General features: G+C 69.7%; 14 protein-coding genes. 3 read left to right on the top strand and 11 right to left on the bottom strand.

The genetic code is table 11. From position 1 onward, the window contains the following. The first annotated feature begins 471 nt into the window (after window positions 1-471). On the top strand, window positions 472-927 hold the full coding sequence (locus tag ABZ374_RS25640) for a DUF5959 family protein (protein ID WP_360314912.1): 456 nt from the start codon (window positions 472-474) through the stop codon (window positions 925-927). Between the two features lie 462 nt (window positions 928-1,389). Here the strand turns inward: ABZ374_RS25640 and ABZ374_RS25645 are convergent, their stop codons facing one another. Beyond that, window positions 1,390-3,225 (bottom strand): hypothetical protein, encoded by a 1,836-nt coding sequence (locus tag ABZ374_RS25645; RefSeq protein ID WP_360314914.1) that lies wholly within the window; start codon window positions 3,223-3,225, stop codon window positions 1,390-1,392. Window positions 3,226-3,611: 386 nt separating this feature from the next. Here ABZ374_RS25645 and ABZ374_RS25650 point away from each other — a divergent pair, with 386 nt between their 5' ends. Continuing rightward, entirely contained in the window at window positions 3,612-4,523 is a 912-nt protein-coding gene (locus ABZ374_RS25650; protein WP_360314916.1) for a helicase associated domain-containing protein, read from the top strand. Between the two features lie 467 nt (window positions 4,524-4,990). On the opposite strand, the gene ABZ374_RS25655 is transcribed toward ABZ374_RS25650, so the two are convergent. The 3 genes from ABZ374_RS25655 to ABZ374_RS25665 all read right to left on the bottom strand — a co-directional run bounded on the left by ABZ374_RS25655 (window position 4,991) and on the right by ABZ374_RS25665 (window position 9,997). Then, window positions 4,991-7,831 (bottom strand): HEAT repeat domain-containing protein, encoded by a 2,841-nt coding sequence (locus tag ABZ374_RS25655; RefSeq protein ID WP_360314918.1) that lies wholly within the window; start codon window positions 7,829-7,831, stop codon window positions 4,991-4,993. Further along, on the bottom strand, window positions 7,824-8,132 hold the full coding sequence (locus tag ABZ374_RS25660; protein ID WP_360314920.1) for a hypothetical protein: 309 nt from the start codon (window positions 8,130-8,132) through the stop codon (window positions 7,824-7,826). The genes ABZ374_RS25655 and ABZ374_RS25660 overlap by 8 nt, the downstream gene beginning before the upstream one ends. Window positions 8,133-8,359: 227 nt before the next feature. Continuing rightward, a complete protein-coding gene (locus tag ABZ374_RS25665; RefSeq protein ID WP_360314922.1) occupies window positions 8,360-9,997 on the bottom strand; it encodes an FAD-dependent oxidoreductase in 1,638 nt (545 codons plus the stop codon). Window positions 9,998-10,400: 403 nt separating this feature from the next. On the opposite strand from ABZ374_RS25665, the gene ABZ374_RS25670 reads away from it, so the two are divergent. Continuing rightward, complete coding sequence (locus tag ABZ374_RS25670; protein WP_360314924.1) at window positions 10,401-10,556, top strand: hypothetical protein; 156 nt, start codon at window positions 10,401-10,403, stop codon at window positions 10,554-10,556. A gap of 278 nt (window positions 10,557-10,834) precedes the next feature. On the opposite strand, the gene ABZ374_RS25675 is transcribed toward ABZ374_RS25670, so the two are convergent. The 7 genes from ABZ374_RS25675 to ABZ374_RS25705 all read right to left on the bottom strand — a co-directional run bounded on the left by ABZ374_RS25675 (window position 10,835) and on the right by ABZ374_RS25705 (window position 16,887). Continuing rightward, window positions 10,835-11,401 carry an XRE family transcriptional regulator gene (locus ABZ374_RS25675; RefSeq protein ID WP_360314926.1) on the bottom strand — a complete coding sequence of 189 codons (567 nt, stop codon included), beginning with the start codon at window positions 11,399-11,401 and terminating at the stop codon, window positions 10,835-10,837. A gap of 192 nt (window positions 11,402-11,593) precedes the next feature. Then, window positions 11,594-11,716, bottom strand: coding sequence for a hypothetical protein (locus tag ABZ374_RS25680; protein WP_360314928.1), 123 nt, complete (start codon window positions 11,714-11,716; stop codon window positions 11,594-11,596). A gap of 978 nt (window positions 11,717-12,694) precedes the next feature. After that, window positions 12,695-12,967 carry a hypothetical protein gene (locus ABZ374_RS25685; protein ID WP_360314930.1) on the bottom strand — a complete coding sequence of 91 codons (273 nt, stop codon included), beginning with the start codon at window positions 12,965-12,967 and terminating at the stop codon, window positions 12,695-12,697. 208 nt (window positions 12,968-13,175) lie between these two features. After that, a complete protein-coding gene (locus ABZ374_RS25690) occupies window positions 13,176-13,601 on the bottom strand; it encodes a restriction endonuclease fold toxin-2 domain-containing protein (protein WP_360315107.1) in 426 nt (141 codons plus the stop codon). Continuing rightward, window positions 13,598-14,719 carry a hypothetical protein gene (locus ABZ374_RS25695; RefSeq protein WP_360314932.1) on the bottom strand — a complete coding sequence of 374 codons (1,122 nt, stop codon included), beginning with the start codon at window positions 14,717-14,719 and terminating at the stop codon, window positions 13,598-13,600. The genes ABZ374_RS25690 and ABZ374_RS25695 overlap by 4 nt, the downstream gene beginning before the upstream one ends. Window positions 14,720-15,493: 774 nt before the next feature. Next, window positions 15,494-15,628 carry a hypothetical protein gene (locus tag ABZ374_RS25700; protein WP_360314934.1) on the bottom strand — a complete coding sequence of 45 codons (135 nt, stop codon included), beginning with the start codon at window positions 15,626-15,628 and terminating at the stop codon, window positions 15,494-15,496. 803 nt (window positions 15,629-16,431) lie between these two features. Next, window positions 16,432-16,887 carry an HIT family protein gene (locus ABZ374_RS25705; RefSeq protein WP_360314936.1) on the bottom strand — a complete coding sequence of 152 codons (456 nt, stop codon included), beginning with the start codon at window positions 16,885-16,887 and terminating at the stop codon, window positions 16,432-16,434. Window positions 16,888-17,029: the final 142 nt, after the last annotated feature.

The following is a 17,029-nucleotide window of genomic DNA, read 5'->3' on the forward strand; positions in this document are numbered from 1 at the left end:
CACCCGCCGAACACGAAGCCAAGCACTACCAGAGACAACCAAAACCGCAGGTCATTGCCACACACCCAAGTCTCTAACGAACCCGGAGCGGTTCAAAGGGCGCTCACCGTGTGGGGGAAGGCTTCGAAGCGAGTGGGCGGTTGGGCGGTGGGTCCGGGCTGTCGTGGGTGGTCTCGGGGGTCCCTGGGGCGAGGTGTTGTTCGACGTCTTGCTTCACGATGAGGCGGAGTGTGCCTTGGTTCCGGCCTCGGGGAACATCGGTGCGGCCGTGGGGATCGGGAACGATCGGCGTCGGGGCGGATCGACACGAGGGCGTGACCGCCGGCCGACGTGCCGTCCACACTCCGACCCGACGCGGCCACCTCCGGTGTTTCGCCGGGATCGGGCGCCTCCGAGGTGTCGGCGGGGCGGTGGGAGGCGGGTTCGCCGAACCCGTCCTCGGGCACGTGTCGCGCCGGTAGGTTGCCGACCATGGACACGAACACACGGCCCGACGCCGTCGCGTGGATCCCGCTGGCCGAGCCCGCCCCGGGTGTCACCGTTCGCATACGCGCGACCGATTCGCACTACGACGCGGAGTTCGCCGTCGCCGGCGACTTCGTGAACTCCTCGGTCCGCACGCGCTTCGAGTGGCAGGACACCGAGACCTGGCGCATGATCCTGCGCGCCATCACCCGGTACGAGGAGGACGACGACCCCCAGCCCGAGGAGGCGTTCACCGCGGACTGGCCCGACTCGCCCGACCCCGCCCGGCTGCGATTCGTCATCGGTGAAGCCTCCCGCGTCGAGATCCACGACGGATCCGACAGCGACGTGTTCGTGTCCGTGCCCCTCCTCGACGGCCAGGCGTGGATCACCGAGTCCATGAAGCGCTGGGACGCCAACCGCGCCGATTTCGGCTTCCCCGAGGGCGGCCCGAAGACGTAACCGCACGCGCCCCGCACCCCACCCCCGACGGAGACGACACCCGCGGTCGCGGGTCGAGCCGGGAGGCCGGACGCCGGCCCCCGGCCGGGAGCGGCGCGAACGTCGCGTCCGGCCGCTCCCGTTGCCGACGTGGCGAGGCGGACGCCGTTCGCGTGCCGGGGGAACATCGCCGGTGTCGGGCACCGCACGCGGCCCGGACACCTCGGCCAGGGGGATCCGATCCCCGGGTGCGAGCCCGCGTCGGGTTCGAAGCGACCGTGCGGATTCACAGGGCTCCGGACCGGCTCTCCCCCCGTCACGCGTCACGGTGGCACGACGAGGGTGACTCCGGGGCACGCGCACGGGGACGGGTTTCCCGAGGACCGGCCGAACGCGCCCTCGGTCGCCGCGGACGCGCACCCGTCGTGCTGCGGCGGTATCGGGGGGCCGGACCCGTCCGGCCTCCCGATCCGCCGTGTCGGTTCAGTCGATCGTGGCGGTCAGCGGTACGGCGGGCAGGTCGCCGATGGCGATGCTCCCGTCGTCGTGGGTGCCCCGTTGTGCGTCGGGCAGGGCGCGGATGCCGACGGTGAGGATCAGCCCGTGCCGGTGGGTGGTCTCGGTGCCGGCGTAGGGGTCGTAGTAGGGGTCGAAGGTGAGGACGAGGGTCCTGCCGTCGTCCTCGAGGCGGGTGTCGTGGCCTTCGGCGATGGTGTTGCGGTCGTAGTACCAGCCGTGGGAGGCGCCGCCGGTGAAGGCGAAGCCGGTGGGGGCGGTGAGGCGGTGTTCGACCGGGCCGGTGCCGCTGCCCGCGGGCCGCTCGCCCACGGCGCGGACCTCCAGGTTCAGGAGCGTGAACCGGTCGGGGGCGGCCCGGGGCACGTTCACCTGGACGACGCGCAGGGGGCCGTCGTCGGGGCGCGTCGCCGCGACGACGGTGACGGGCAGGGTGTAGGTGTTGTTCGACGGGTCCGGGTCGCCGGCGTAGCGGATCTCCGCGGTGCAGGTGTAGGTGCCGGGGGGTGTGTCGGCGGGGGCGGTGACGCGGGTGGTGGCGTCGAGGTGGCTCTGCCCGGGCCGGAGTTGTTCCCCGGTGAAGGTGAGGGTCACGTGCCGGGCGGTGGTGCCCGAGGGGCCGCGCAGGGGGTCGCCGAGGGTGAGGACGACGGTGACCTGCTCGCGGGGCGCGGGGTGGGGGCCGTGGTTGCCGACGCGGACGCCGAGGTAGAACCCTTCGCCGGGGGTCACCGAGGCGGGGACGACGACCTCGCCGTACAGGTCCGCCGACGGCGGGTTCATGGTGGCCACGGACGCCACCGCGCGGATGCGGTGGTTGTTGCTGTCCGCGATGTAGAGGTTGCCCGCCCGGTCCAGGGCGACCCCGAACGGGTAGCTGAGCCGGGCCGACGTCGCGGGCCCCCCGTCGCCCCCGTACCCCGCGGTGCCGGTGCCGGCGACGGTGGTGACGACACCGCTCGGATCGACCCTGCGGATCCGGTGGTTCTTGGAGTCGGCGATGTACAGGTTGCCGGCGTCGTCGACCGCCAGGCCCCTGGGCTCGTTGAGCGAGGCGGCGGTGGCCGGACCGCCGTCACCGCCGTCCCCCGCCATGCCGGTGCCGGCGACGGTGGTGACGACGCCGCTCGGATCGACCTTGCGCACGCGTCCGCCGAACTCCGCGATGTACACGTTTCCGCCGCCGTCCACCGCCACACCCATGGGAGCGGGGACCCAGGCGGCGGTGGCGGGTCCGCCGTCACCCGAGGGTCCGGGCTTCACGCCGCCCGCGAGGGTGGTGACCACGCCCTTGGCATCCACCCTGGTGACGGAGTTGGTGCCGTACTCGGCGATATAGAGGTTGCCGTCCGCGTCCACCGCCACATCGCTCGGGCTGCGGCTCCCGGGGTTGTCGACGGTGGTGAGGACGCCCGTCGTACCCACCTTGCGGACCCTATGGCTGGTCTGGTCGGCGATGTACAGGTTGCCGGCGTCGTCGACCGCCAGGCCGAGAGGGAAGTCGATCCGGGCGGCGGTGGCCGCCCCGCCGTCGGCCGTGTACCCGGCGGTACCGTTGCCGGCGACCACGGCGATGCCACCCCCGGGGGACACCTTGTACACCCGGTGAAGAGAACTGTCGGCGACATACACGTTGCCGTCCCGGTCCACCGTCAGACTGAACGGCGCTTCGATCGCCGTCTGCGTGGCGAGCCTGTCGCCGAGAACGGATCCCCGCTGCCCGGTACCCACCACCGTGGTGATGGCGCCCTGCGCGAGACCCGCGAGCTGCGGGCCGATTCCTGAAGTGCTCGCGTTCGCCATGACTGCTGCTCCTTGTCGTGAGAAAGACCGGAGATCACAGAACCCGGCCGCTCCGCGGCAACGACGCGAGGCGGCGAACGGACGCCGGAGGCACGCAGATTCGGCATCCTTCGCGACGATATACGCCAACCACCCCTGTGGGCAGGGCGATTGCAGGACACGGAACGAGCAAGACACGGTGCCGGACGACACCCGGCGGCCCGACGACGAAGCCGAACTCCGGGGCACGGGCCGGACGACGACGCGCTTGCCACGTGGCTGCGCGGATCGGTGCAAGACCGTCCTCGAACGAACGCGTCCCGGTCGCGGGGGAAGTCGTCTCGCGAGCTTGCGGATCCGAGGGTCAGGCCGCGCGTTCGTGCTTTCGCCAGGAGGGGGTGGTGCGGATGGCGGTGGCGCCCCGGCGGGTGAGGCGTTTGCGGCCTGCGGGCACCGGCACCGGCACCGGCACCGGTGCCGTCGAACACCGCCTCACCGCCCCCACCGAGTGGCGGCCGATCCTGCGATTCTCGACACAACGCGATCCGGTGGAGATCGCGCGATTCGTGGACCTGCGCGTGGTCGACCCGCAATCCCGCAATTGGCTGCGCGGGTATGTCGCCGCCGAGCGGTACCGGCGCACCCACGGAGACCTCGCCGCTCCCATTGATGCCGTTGACATCGATCATCACGGAATCTTCCCGCTCGGTCGCTGGATTTCGGAAATGCGCGCCGAATACGCGAAAGGCCATTTGCGGCGGGAACAGATTCAACGGCTCGACGCGCTCGGGATGGTGTGGTCGGTGCACGATCAGGCGTGGGAGGACGGGCTGGCCATAGCGCGTGAATACGCCCAGCAGCACGGCACGTTGGCCGCACCGGCCGACGCCGTGGTCGACGGCCACCCCATCGGGACATGGCTCGCGAACCGCCGCGCCCAGGACCGCAGGGGCGAACTGCCCGCCGGGCGCGCCGCGGCGCTGGACGCGTTGGTCGAGGGTGAGGCGTGGCATCCGCCGCATTGGCCGGTGGCGTGGCAGCGGCACGCCACGCACGCGGCCGGGTATCTGGCCGAACTCGGCGACGGGGCCCGGCTGGACGACGTCGGCCTGGACGTGGTCCACCGCGGTACGACGATCGGGCGGTGGGTCGCCCGGCAGCGGTCGGGGTGGGACGGGCTGAACGAGCCGCAGCGCGAGCGGCTGCTCGCGCTCGGCCTCACTCCGCCCGCGGCGGCCGAGGCCGAGGCGGCGGCGGTGCCCGTGCCGGACGGCCCCGGCTCAAGCGCACGCGCGAGCAGGCGTGGACGATCGCGATGAGCGCGGCGGCGGCCTACCGGACCCGGGTGGGGCACCTGGAAGTCCCGCGCGGACACGTCGAGTCGGTGGTGGCCGCCGACGGGTGGCCGAGGACGTACGACTCGAGGTGTGGGTCACCACCACCAGGAGCAGGCGGGCGAAACTCCCGGCCGAGCGGATCGCCGCCTTGGACGTGTTGGGATGCGCTGGACGTAGGGCGGGGATCGGGCCGCCGGCGGGATGGATTGGGGTTGCTCACGATGAACCCCATATACAGGCTGCGCGCGGTGGGGGTGCACATCCGCCGCCGACCGGCCCGGACATCGCCGCCTACCTGTCGCTTCTCAGGGCGAGGGGGCAGGCGACACCGGTACGACGGGCCATCTGTAGGCCGGGACTCGTTGCACTACCGATCTGCGCCGCCACCCGCAGCAGCAACCAACCCTGGCGGTCTCCCGCACCTATGAGCACGTACGCGAAGACACCCCTCAATCAGAGGCCTGTTTGCGATCCTTGGGGTGGTGTCGCGCAATGGCGTGGACCGCGACCTTCCGAACGTCACCGTCGGTGTCGGTGGTGGCAAGGTCGCGAAGCAACGCGAGCGCCCCCGGATCATCCGGCCACCCACGCGCGATCGCCCCGATCGCGACCATCCGAACGTCACCGTCGGTGTCGGTGGTGGCGCGCGCGCGAAGCAACGCGAGCGCCCCCGGATCATCCGGCCACCCATCCGCAATCGCCCCGACCGCGACCTTCCGAACGTTAGCGTCGGTGTCGGTGGTGGCGCGCGCGCGAAGCAACGCGAGCGCCCCCGGATCATCCGGCCACCCATCCGCAATCGCCCCGATCGCGACCATCCGAACGTCACCGTCGGTGTCGGTGGTGGCGAGGTCGCGAAGCAACGCGAGCGTCCCCGGATCATCCGGCCACCCACGCGCGATCGCCCTGACCGCGATCTGCCGAACACCAGCGTCGGTGTCGGTGGTGGCGAGGTCGCGAAGCAACGCGAGCGTCCCCGGATCATCCGGCCACCCACCCGCGATCGCCCCGACCGCGACCTTCCGAACTCTAGCGTCGGTGTCGGTGGTGGCGAGGTCGCGAAACAACGCGAGCGTCCCCGGATCATCCGGCCACCCGTCCGCAATCGTCTCGACCGCAACCTGACGAAGAATTGGGCTGGTGTCGGAAGTGGCGTAGTGATGCAAGGAAGTCGGGGTCTGGTTTCGAGTGGCGAGGTGGAGCCGCGCGGCGGTGTGGCGGGTGGCGGGGGCCTGTCGGAGGGCGTATCCGGAAGCCTGGTGCCAGGCCTGATACCGGGGGGCGTCCAGCCATGCGGGTGGTTGTTCGAGTGCGGGCAGTGCCCGAGACAGCAGCGCGTCGATGAGGCCCCGGTCGTAGGTTCTTTCTCTTCTCGCCGCTTCGGTGAGCAGTCGGATGAGGAGGCGGGTGGTGTCGGGGGCCAGGCTTGTGAGGGTGGGACGGTGGCGGATCTCGCCGACGGCGCTCAGGGCGAGGAGGGATGTGGTCGGCAGGCGGGGGTGGAGTTGCCGGGTGGGGGTGGCGTCGCGGAGTTGGGTGACGGCGGCGGCGGCGAATTTGTTGGGGATCATGCCGACGAGGAGGAGGAGTGTTTCTCTCCAGGCGGGGTCGTGGGCGTGGGTGGCGAAGAGGGCGAGGAGTTGGGGTTCTTCGAGGTCGCGGTTGGTGAGTTGTTCGTTGATGTCGTCGGCGGCGAGGTATTCGAGGAAGGCGCGGTGGACGAAGCCGTAGAGGCCGGCGCCGAAGCTGGAGAGGATGAAGTTGCGGTGTTGGAATTGGTTGAGGATGGCGCGGGCGGCGGTGTGGGCGCGGTCGTGGGGGTATTTGAGTTCGTCGGTGAAGTAGGTGGTGAGTTCTTCGATCAGGTCTTTGGCGGCGAGGTGGTTGCCGGCGAGTCCGGCGGGGCCGTCCTGCATGCGGCGGGCGACGCGGTGGAGCATGGCGAGTTTGTCGTCGGGTTCGGGGCGGGGTAGTCCGGTGTTCTCGGTGTGTCCGAGGTGTTTGTTGACGTCCCAGTGTTCGATCAGGACGGTGACGGCGTGTCGGTAGACGGTTCGTCGGTCTCGGGGTAGTTCGCGTCGGCGGGCGATGATGGCCAGGATGGTCAGGAGCATCGGGTTGCCGGCGAGTTCGGCGACGGCGTTGGAGTCGGCGATGGCTTCCAGGAGGCGGGCGCGCATCCGCGTGCCCGCTTGGGGGTCGCCTTTGCAGCTGCGGTCGTACCAGGCGGTGGCGAACGCTTCGATCTGGGCGGGTTCGAGGTCCTGGAGCATGTGGGTGGTGAACCCGGCGGCGTCGAGCGCGGTTCGGCGGTAGCCGATGACGCGAGAGGTGACGATCGTGCGGACGCCTCGATACAGGGAGGCGAATCCCTCGATGCGGGCGACGACGTCGGCTCTGGTGTCGGGGTCGAAGATCTCGTCGAGGCCGTCGAAGACGACCAGTGCCCGTCCGCCGTCGTCGAGGAAGGCTTTCAGTCGGGTCTTGGGCAGGCCCAGGTTGTGTTCGCGCCCGAGTTCGTCGATCAGGTCGAGGAAGCCGCGGCCGCGCCACATCGGATCGGCGTAGGAGCGCAGTTCGACCAGGAGTGGCAGCCGGCCCTTCCAGTCGGCGGGCAGGGTGGTGGTGTCGGTGTGGGGTTCGAGTTCGGCCGTGGCCAGGGCGAGCATCGCGTAGCGGGCGAGGGTGGATTTGCCGGCTCCGGGGTCGCCGAGGATCACGGCTCGGTCCGTGCGGGCGAGCGCGTCCAGGACCGGGTGCGCGGGGCGGTCGCGGTAGGCGCGGCGGGCCTGTTCCAGGCGTTCGCGGTCCAGGCGGTCCGGCAGAGCGGGTATGTGTTCGCCGTCGGCGAGGCGTCGCAGGACCTCGCGGGGGAGGTCGAGGAGTTCGAAGGGAGGGGGGTTTTCCCGGACGTTCTGGGGGACGAACACTTCGCGGAGGAGCATCTCCGGGTGTTCGTCCTGCGCGTCGAGGGGGGTGAGGATTTCCAGGTCCACCCGCCGGTACCGGTCGCACACGCGATGCAGGTACTCTCGCCGCTCCCGTGCGAAGGCCGCGTCCTGCGACTCGCCGGCGCCGGTGTCGTCCCTCGCTCCGGCTTGGAAGACGTTGAGGTTCCCCAGGACGGTGTGCGCGGTGACGTTGTGCTGGTCACCGCCGACGTTGGTCCCGCCGATGTTCTGCTGGAGGCTCCCGGCGGCGGTGTTGCCGTGCGCGTCCTGGACGATCTCCGGTCGCCGCGCGGAGCGCCGACCGAACAGGCGCCGAAGGCCTTTCCGCGGCTCACCCATCCTGGCGCTGCTCGAAGTCGCCCGTGATCGCGTTCCGGTGCGCTTCCTGCTCGGCGGGTCCCGCGGACGTCTGGGTGAACGAGCCGCCGACCGTGTTGTCCTCGGCCGACTGGCGCCGGGTCCGCGCGGTCGACACCGGGAGGCACCACTGCACCCCGACGCCCACCACGAGCAGCACGGCCGCGGAGACCCACCAGGCCGTCGACCGGTGGTCGGTGAGGAACCCGGTGGCCAGGTTCACCACGGCGGCGACCACCACCGTCCCCGCAGCACCCACGAAACGCTGTACGACCGGACTCATCCACTGCCCCCCGGGCAAGACCGACACCCCCGACACGAAGCATGTCGGGGCGGCCCCGCGAGCGCGGGGCCGACACCGCGGAATCCGGGGCGTCCACCGGCCGCCGACACCGTTGTCGTGCCGGAGGACTTGAGGACCCACCCGCGGTGCAGGGTGCGTAGGTTCCACCTGTCAATCGGCGTGTCGGGGCCCGGCTGTGTGAGCCGGGCCCCGAGCGTGTGCTGTGGTCAGAGGCCCTGGGTGAGGAAGGTGGCGTCGGGGACCTGGACGGTTTCGGGGGCGGTGCGGGGGAGGAGACCGAGGATCTGGGCTGCGACGTACTGGGCGGACATCATGGCTCCTTCCTGCCAGCCGGGCAGGGGGGATGCCTGGTCGCCGACAACGTAGAAGCGGCCGTCGCCTTCGGGCTGGAGGAGCTGCTTGTAGGCGACCTGGTGACCGGGGTCGGCCGGGTCCCAGTCGGCCCAGCCGCCGAGCTGGTGGGGCACCTTGTGCCAGGCGATGGTCACCCCCAGGTCCTGGGGCACGGTGGTCTTCTCCAGGAACTCGCGGTGCAGCTGTGCCGCTCCGTCCCGGGCCAAGCGCAGCCGGTCGCCCGGCGCGAGCTTGCCCATCTCCTCGGCGTGGTCGCCGAAGTTGTACGCCCCGGTGAGGGTGCCCGTCTGGGAGAAGTAGTCGTTGGACGGGTACCAGAACTGGGTGATGGGATGGTCGGTGAAGCTGATGCCGCCGTAGATCTGGTTGTGATCGTCCTCCCAGAACCTGCGGTTGGCCTGCCAGCCGACCTTGCAGGTCGGCGCGAAGCCCACCGCGTCCACGGCGTTGCGGAACTCTGTGGAGAAGCCGGTCAGCGTGAGCTGCTTGAGCACCGGGAGCGGGATGTTGCTCACGCAGTAGTCGGCCGACGCCGTCAGCTCCCGGCCCCCCGAGCGGTAGGTGACACTGACCCCGTCGCCCGTCAGATCGACTGACGTGACCTCGGCCTCGAGTTCGACTGTCGCGTTGTACTCGGAGCTGATCCGCTCGGTGAGAGCGTGGACGATCTTGTCCATGCCGCCGACCGGCTGGAACATCGTGGCCTGCCACAGGTAGTCCACGGGCTGGTAGAAGCGGTGCTTCCAGAACTCCGACGCGACCAGGTCGGCCAGGGCCAGCGGGGGCGTGGGCCTTGGAAACTCCTGGACCTCCAGGGGCTCGGCGTAGCCCGAGCGGGTGGAGCCGTGGTACTCGCCCTCCTCGTCGAGGTCGCCGAACTTGCGCAGCAGGTCCCGCAGCAGACCGGTGAACTCGTCTCCGTTGGTCAGGGTGGCGGCAAGGAGCGCGGCGAGGTGGCCGCGGGTGTCGTTGGCGATCCGCCGGTTGCGCCAGGGCCGGCCGGGCGGGGTGTGGCCCGCGCGGTGCACGACGTTCGCCGTGGTCTCCATGACGTACGGCTCCAGCGCCACCCCGAGGTCGGTGCAGTACTTCAGGACGCGGCGGTGGTGGTACGGGATGCGGCCGGGGCCGAGGTTGAGGTAGAGGCCGTTGTCGAAGGCGCAGGTGTGGGTCAGGACCGGTCTGTCGCCCTCGCCGTTGAGTTCGTAGAGCTTGTCGCCGTTGCGGGCGGTGCGGTTGCGGCCGCCGGTACGGGTCTGGGGCTCCAGGACCGTGCACCGGTAGCCGAGCCTGCCCAGTTCGTAGGCGGCGGTCAGTCCGCCGACCCCCGCGCCGAGGATCAGCAACGACTTCTCCTCGCCGGCCGCCGCGCGTGGTGCGGCGGCGAAGTCCGGGGCGGTGCCTTCGCCGGAGCTCAGCGGGCCGGCGAGGCCGGACATGGCTTCGTAGAGCGCCTGTGCGGACGGATCAGCCGGCGTGCGCGTGGTCATGGATCACCTTTCGGGTCAGGTGCAAGGGGTGCCGCTCCCGGTTCGTCCGGCTCCTGTGGCCCGCGCGGTGCCCAAGCCCGGAAGGACCCGCCGCGGAATGTCCCCGAAGGAGACGAGACCTGGCCATGAAGGGCCGCGCGAAGTGCGGGTTCGGCCTGCGCAAGCGCCCATTCCCTATATCCCGGAAGCGGACGCCGACCGTCCGGGTGAAGCGCACGAGACAGAGGCTGACACACACCTGGCGTACGCCCGCGCACGGTCTGTATCGGACAACCCTCAAGCAAGACCCTGTTCTTGAACCTGGGCTCTACCGCCCGGTGGCGCGCAGTCCAGACGGCATCGGTCGTGTGTACGCAGGCGCCCGTTTCGCAGAAACGACCCTCCGGACGTCGTCTTCGAGTCGGTGATCACGGACGGGGTGATCTGGCCGGCGTACACCGACGACGACGGGGTGTTGTGGATCGAGGACGAGGACGAGGACCTGTGGGTCGTCGTGGACGGCGCGATCGTGGACGGGGTGATCCACGACGCGCACGTGGACGACGACGGCCGGATCTGAATCGACATGGACGACGACTGACCACGAACCGGTTGGGCCGTGACGACGGGCCGTGACCACGCGGGCCCGGTGGAATGGGAGATGTAGCGATATCCCATACCAGTCTGCGCCGAATCAGGTGGCATACAGGGGCGTTGACCTGCGGCGATCCCGGCCGAGGGGGGTCCGATCTAAATCGGACCCCCCGTTGGACCCCCGATTGCGCCCCCGATTGCGGGAGGCATTGCCGATGACCTTGCACGCGTGATGGTCACGCGGGGTGACGTCGGTCAGGGGGTTCAGCCTCGGATGTCGAAGTCGATGTAGTCGACGTCGGTCAACTCGACGACGTCCAGGTCGTCGGCGCGGGTGCCGCCTTCCCGGAAGTAGGACTGTTGCAGGCCGGCGGCGACGATGCCTTCGAGGTCGCGTTCGGGAGCACCGGCGTGGTGGGCGTCGAACAACTCCCGGGCGTGGCTGAGCGGCAGGGGTTGGGTGATCCGGCGCATGCGCGGGTCGTCGGTGGACCCGGCCGCCGAGGAGAACCCGAACCGGGCGCGGGTCTCGACCACGACGGCACCGGCCGCCGCGGCGCGTTGTTCGGCGCGGCGGCGGACCTGGGGTTGCCACAGCTGGCGCACCTGCGCGTCGATGCGGGCGTTCACCGGGCCGGGCGGGTGCTTGCGGTCGCCCTTGAGGTAGCGCTCGACCGAGCGTTGGCTGACGCCCAGGAAGGCGGCAACGTCGCGGGTGCGGCCGTGGTGCTTGCTCAGCAGGAATCGCACGCGGGCGCTGGTGGACTTCGGCGGTTTGCGGGTGAGGACGTGTTGCGCGGCCCGGTCCAGGCCGTCGCCGATTTTGCCCACCGGGTGTCTCCTCGGGTGGGTGGGGCGCCGGGATGCTCGGTCTGGGCGGCCAGCCTGCGGCGCACCTCGGCCGGCACCCCGTAGGCGCCCTCGCTCCACACGCCGCCGGGCCTGCGGACGTCACCGTCGGCGCCGGTCGAGAAAACTCGGAGCCCCGCCACCAACGTGATGTCGGTGGCGGGGCCCGGTCGGTCAGCGCTGTTCCTCGTGTCCCTGCTTGAGTTCCTGGCGCAGGGCTCGTAGTGATCGGATCGCCATGGTCGCCTTCTCCGCGAGGGGTGGCACTTGATCGAAGACGTATCCCGCCAGTGTCACGACTCCCGCCACCGATGTCAGAGAGACGGCTACCAGCCCCGCTATTTCCATAGCTCAGCCCTTCGGACAGCGGCGTTCCTCCCGCAGCAGGGGTCTACCTCCCACGGATGAGGGCACCGCGGCCACGGCAATGTTCGCCCTCTCTGGCTGCCCGAAGTCGTAGCACCCACAGGATATTGCGCCTTGCGCGCTGCCACTGGACGAATGGAGTACCGGCACCTCTCGTCGCCTCCCGGCAACGGCCCGTCGACCAGTGCCAGGAGCCGTCCCACGCCACGAGCGAGGTGGGCACCGGGAGGTCGAGACGCCGGCGCGAGCAGGGCGGCTGGCAGGCCGGCCTCGACGGCGCGCACGGCCTGGACCTGGTCCCGGGTGATCCTCGGCCCGGCCGTCTTGCCGGCCGGGGGGTGGCGTCACCGGTGACGCCACCCTCGTACCCCCAAATTCGGGGGTACGACGAAGCGGGTTGACGGCTCTGTCGGAACCGCTCGTACGGTTCGTCGGGAGCGGTTCCCTCGGATGGGCGAACCCGGGGATCGCAAAGGTGTCGTTGGTTCGGGTGACCCCGAGACCTTTGCTCGATGGGACGACCAGGGCATGCCCAAGAAGAAGCCCAAGCCCCGCAAGCCCTCCACCACGCGCCCGCGGCCTCCCGCGCGGACACGAACGCGGACGCGGGCTGCGGGGCGCGACCTGAGCCGCCTGCGTCCACCCGGCGCAACAGGGCAGCAGCAGGTGGCAAGATGCAACCGAGCGAAAACGGTGTTGCCCACTGGTAGAACCCCAGGTCATCCAGTGTCAGCGGGGATGGTCCCCGCGCTCTATCCTCACCAGACCGAGGCCGTACGTCGGCCCCGCGCGAGCGGGGATGGTCCGAAGGCGGGGCGGCCGGCGCCCCCGGACGTGTAGTCGGCCCCGCGCGAGCGGGGAGACTCGTGCGCGCAGCGGTCCTCGTACCGGCGGGCCTGTACCTGGGGGTCACGACGCGTCGGTCGTATGGTCGGTGCTCCACACCTGCCGCAGGTGATCGCCGAGCGCGCGGGCGACGGCCATGGTCCCTCCGCCGTGGGGCAGAGCGTAATTGGTGTCGCCGTACCCGTTCTCGACGCCGTCCTGGGTGTTGAAGACGACTGCGGCGCCGGGGGGAAGCAGGCCGAGGAACCAGGTGGTGAGGACTTCGGCGGCGGCGGGGGCGGTGCACATCTCCAGGGTGAGGGATTCGCGGTCGGGAGCGTAGGCGCCGCTGAACATCCAGTCTCCGATGGGGAATCCGAACTCGATTCGGTCCCGCCCGGCGATCGTATGGTGTGTCGCGCACACGGCATCGGGGTTTCGGGCGAGGTCGTCGGCGAGGTCCTCGGCGGTCAGTCCCAGGGATGACCGTCGGGCGGGGCAAGGAACCAGTGGGTGGCGTAGGTGGCGGGGTCGGTCATCGGTCCTCCGGGTGATGCCGGTGTGGTCAGGGGGTCAGGACGACGCGTCCGGAGGTGTGGTGGGCGGCCATGAGGACCTGCCTGTAGGCCACGCTCGGCGCGTGGTTGGTGTGCAGTTCGACGCTGCGTATCTGGCCCTTGGACTCGGTGACGGCGTCGTTGTATCGGCGTATCTCGGACTCGTCCTGTTCGAAGATGTTCTTGTCCCAGATCATGGGGTCGTTGATCTTCGAGTCGGCGAGTCTGACGTCGGTGCGGCAGGTCGACTTCGTGTTGCGTACGTTCTTGGCCTCGACGATCGCGTCGTCCTCGGGGCGTAGTCCGTCGGCCTGGATCTTCTTGTCGGTGTCGGGGAGGGGGAGGTCGTATTCGGGGTATCCGGCGGTCCGGCGCTGGTAGGCGTTGTCCGGGTCTTTCTCGTCGCGGTTGTTGGCGAACGAGTGACTGGTCAGACCCGCCTGCCAGGCGTCGAATCGCGCGCGCTCCTGCGGGGTGAGGAGCGTGGTTCCGGGGGGGGCGGTGGCAGTGGGGGTGTGATCAGTGTCGGGTCGACCGGTGGTGGTTGGCCGAACGTGCCGGTGAAGAATCCGGCGAGGCTCATGTTCGCGGTGGAGGCCAGGGCCACCGGGACGGGGACGATCGGAACGGGGACGGGGAGGACCGGCGGCAGGCCGGGCAACCCGGGGGCAGCGCCTCCGCCTTGGGGGAGGACGACCCGTGCACGGGTGCTGTCGAGAATGGGCGGGAGATCGCCCAGGACCCTTATGGCGGGGTCGGACAACACCGCGTTCTTGAGGTCGTCGTCCCCGCCGAACACGCGGGGCGGGAAGTGGAAGTCGTTCTGGTCCCTTTTCACGTGGGCGGCGTAGTTGTCGCAGGCCTGGGCGATCTGTCGGCAGGCCGCGGCCAGGTTCGCGGCCGGAGTGGCGCAGTCGGTGGGTACGTTCGGCGCGTGCTGGTAGCCGACGAACAGCTTGAAGTAGGCGTCGAAGCCTTCCATGGCGGTGCCGCGGCACTCGGCGAGCATCGTCCGGGCGCCTTCCTGCGCGTCGGCCAGGACTCGGTCGACGAGTCCCGCCGCGGAGCGCCAGTTGCCGCCGGCGGCGGAGAGTTTCCCGCGGTTGCCCTTGGACGGGTTGACGACCTTCTCGAAGGATCCCTGTTCGTCGACGATGTGCGGCAGATCCCGGCCGCGGGCGGTCGAGTTGCACGGGTCGTTGGCGGGCCCGCGCATCATGTCGATGCTGGTGTTCACGGAGTTGGCCTGCAGCATCGACGCCGCGACGGCGTCCTCGGTGGCCAGGTAGTTCGCCGCCGTGCGCATCACCGTCGCCGAGGTCTCCCCCATCACCGCCGCTGCGAATCCGATCTGGTCGACCGTCGCGCGCGCCGCCGGTTGGTACACCTCCGCGAACGCGTTGCCCGCACCGTCGTCCCCGGCCATCCCCGCGGAGCCGCCGAGGTCGTTCGCGAGACCGTTCGCGATCAGGTCGATCCGCTCCCGTAACAGGGAGAACCCCCGCGCGGTCACCATCAGCCGTTCCAGACTCGCCTCGAACCCCTCGGTCATACCGCCCCCCGGCGTCAACAGAGTGTGATCGACACCGAACCTACCGCGAGTTCGAAGAGTTGCTGGCGTCGCGGAGACGACCTGCCTCCCGGCATGGCCGGAACGGCACGGAGCCTCGGCTGCTCTTCGGGAGAAATCCGGTGTCCGGAGATTCGGGAACGGGTTTGGAGGGCGTGGTATCGCCGCTATCCGTTGTTGCAGCGCCGTGCATGCGGATCTCATCCGGGAGAGCGTCGGCAACGAGTTCGGCGCCACGGGCATCGTGGCGGAAGCGGGGCGCCCACCGCATCGCGAGCGGCGCGCAGTACCCGGTCTGGACCGGGCGCTGGATACCTGGTTCTGCACGAACCCGCGACCGACACTGCGGAATCCGGTCGGCGTCACACGAGAATCCCCACCGCAGGTACGGACGCGGTCAGTCGTCGCCCCGCACAGAGAAGAGTGCAGCGCGCCATGCCTCCACACTCGAACCTCCAGCGGCGCGAGCCGGCGCAGGGCATGTACGTCGCTACCGTCAGACTCGATCGTGTCGGGGCTCGCATGTCGACAAGGCGTGTCGCAGTAGACCTTCGGGCGCCGGGCCCGCCCTCTTGGTCGAACCACGCGCCGCAGTACGCGCAACGCCTCACGTCCACAGACGCGTTCACGCCCACCCCCTTGCTCCCACACTGTCCCTCCGCGCCCGGTCATGACCACGATCCGCAGCCGGTGGCTTCGGCCACAGAAGAGAATGGCCCGCCCCTCGGGCGCCGTTGAGGAGCGGGCAACACGCGATCAGTGGCGGCGCACCCGCACGAAACCGATCGACGACTTCGCCGCCACCGCGGCCATCGCCATCAAAAGTGCCCCTCGGCTCGGGTCGAGGGCACCCTCGCCCGAGATCACCCACGGCGCGACGACCACGGACACCACACCACTGAAATGCAGCCTGACACTCCAGACCTCGGCCGCTCGGGTTCCCGGGGTTCGGCCCATGGAATGGTAGGTTCGTAGGTCATCGAGGACCGGCGGAAAGCCCCTCGAAACAAACGGTCGAGCACGTTGATCCACCTCGATCGGATACGGCCCTGGGGATGGCGTGAAAGGCCACCCCGGGGCCACTTCTTGTGTGACTGGGCCGACGCTACCGCCCTGATTCGCAATACGCTCGACCCGCTTCGGAACCGCAAATGCAGGTGCGATGGAAAATCCCGGTGGGCCGTCCGAGTGACCACGATCCTCTTCGAATCAAGCCTACGAGTCGAAGATGATCCGAATGAAAACGCTCAGCACCGATCCCGTGATTGACAATATTGATCGCCACGGGTGTTGAAATCGTTGCTTCGTCATCGAATGCCGCACAACCGAATTCCGAACAGGACGACGAAAATCTTCACTCGATCGGATGACCGGCATCGGGTTCGACAACGCCGTTCGGCCCTGCGACCTTCGATATATGTGCGGTGCGCCGCCCGACGGAGGGACTCGAGTTGGCTGCCCAGTCCTCCCTAGCGATCGGTCGAGGTGCGGGCAGACCCCATCATGTTGCCCCGTCGTCCGCAGAGGCAGCGCAGTGGCCGCCGCGGTCGGGTCGCCAGCGGTAGCGTGCTGCGGGCTCAACGAAGCAACGCAGACCGTCGATGCCTCGAAGCCGCCATCACTGCGGTCGCCGAACTCGTGCCCGGCCAGGAGGAGTGTCAGTCGATCCCGGGGTTGTGAACGCGGCCGTATTCCTATCCGAGGCGCTTGCGTATCGCGAGGGCTACACGGTCCATCTCTGCGGCCGACACTCGCTCGGTCTCGGTCGGGTGCAACAGGGCGAACGCCTTGGGGCCGCGCAACTCGGGAGCCAGATCCGCCATCCTGGGAACCAGGTGGAAGTGGACGTGCTCGAATCCCGGCTTCTCGGCGAATTGCGCCACGTAGGTTTTGGCGCAGCCGGTCGTCTCGTGCAGTGCCCGTGACAGGCGGACCTGCCACAGACCCAAACCGACGGCTTCGTCATCGGTCAGGTTCGCGATCGAGGTCACATGCCGCCGAGGGAGTAGGACCAGCCAACCCGGCAGACTCGTGCCGACCGAGTGCGTCACCCTCCACAGCACGTCGGAGGCGATCCGCTCGCGAGGCGGGAGGGTGTCGTACGAGGCGTCCTGCCGGCAGAAGAGGCAGTCCTCGGAGGGTGTCGTCATGTCCGTGAGTGTAGGGGCCGCGTGAAACCGCGCGGTGGGAAGTCCCGGTCCTGACCAGGCTGTTGGGATGTTGCATCTCGTCGTACGACTCGCCGATCCTGCCGAGCGACAGCACGGCCACCTCACAAGTGAGCAGTGTGCG

This window comes from Embleya sp. NPDC005971 (assembly GCF_040629175.1).
Taxonomy (GTDB): Bacteria; Actinomycetota; Actinomycetes; order Streptomycetales; family Streptomycetaceae; genus Embleya.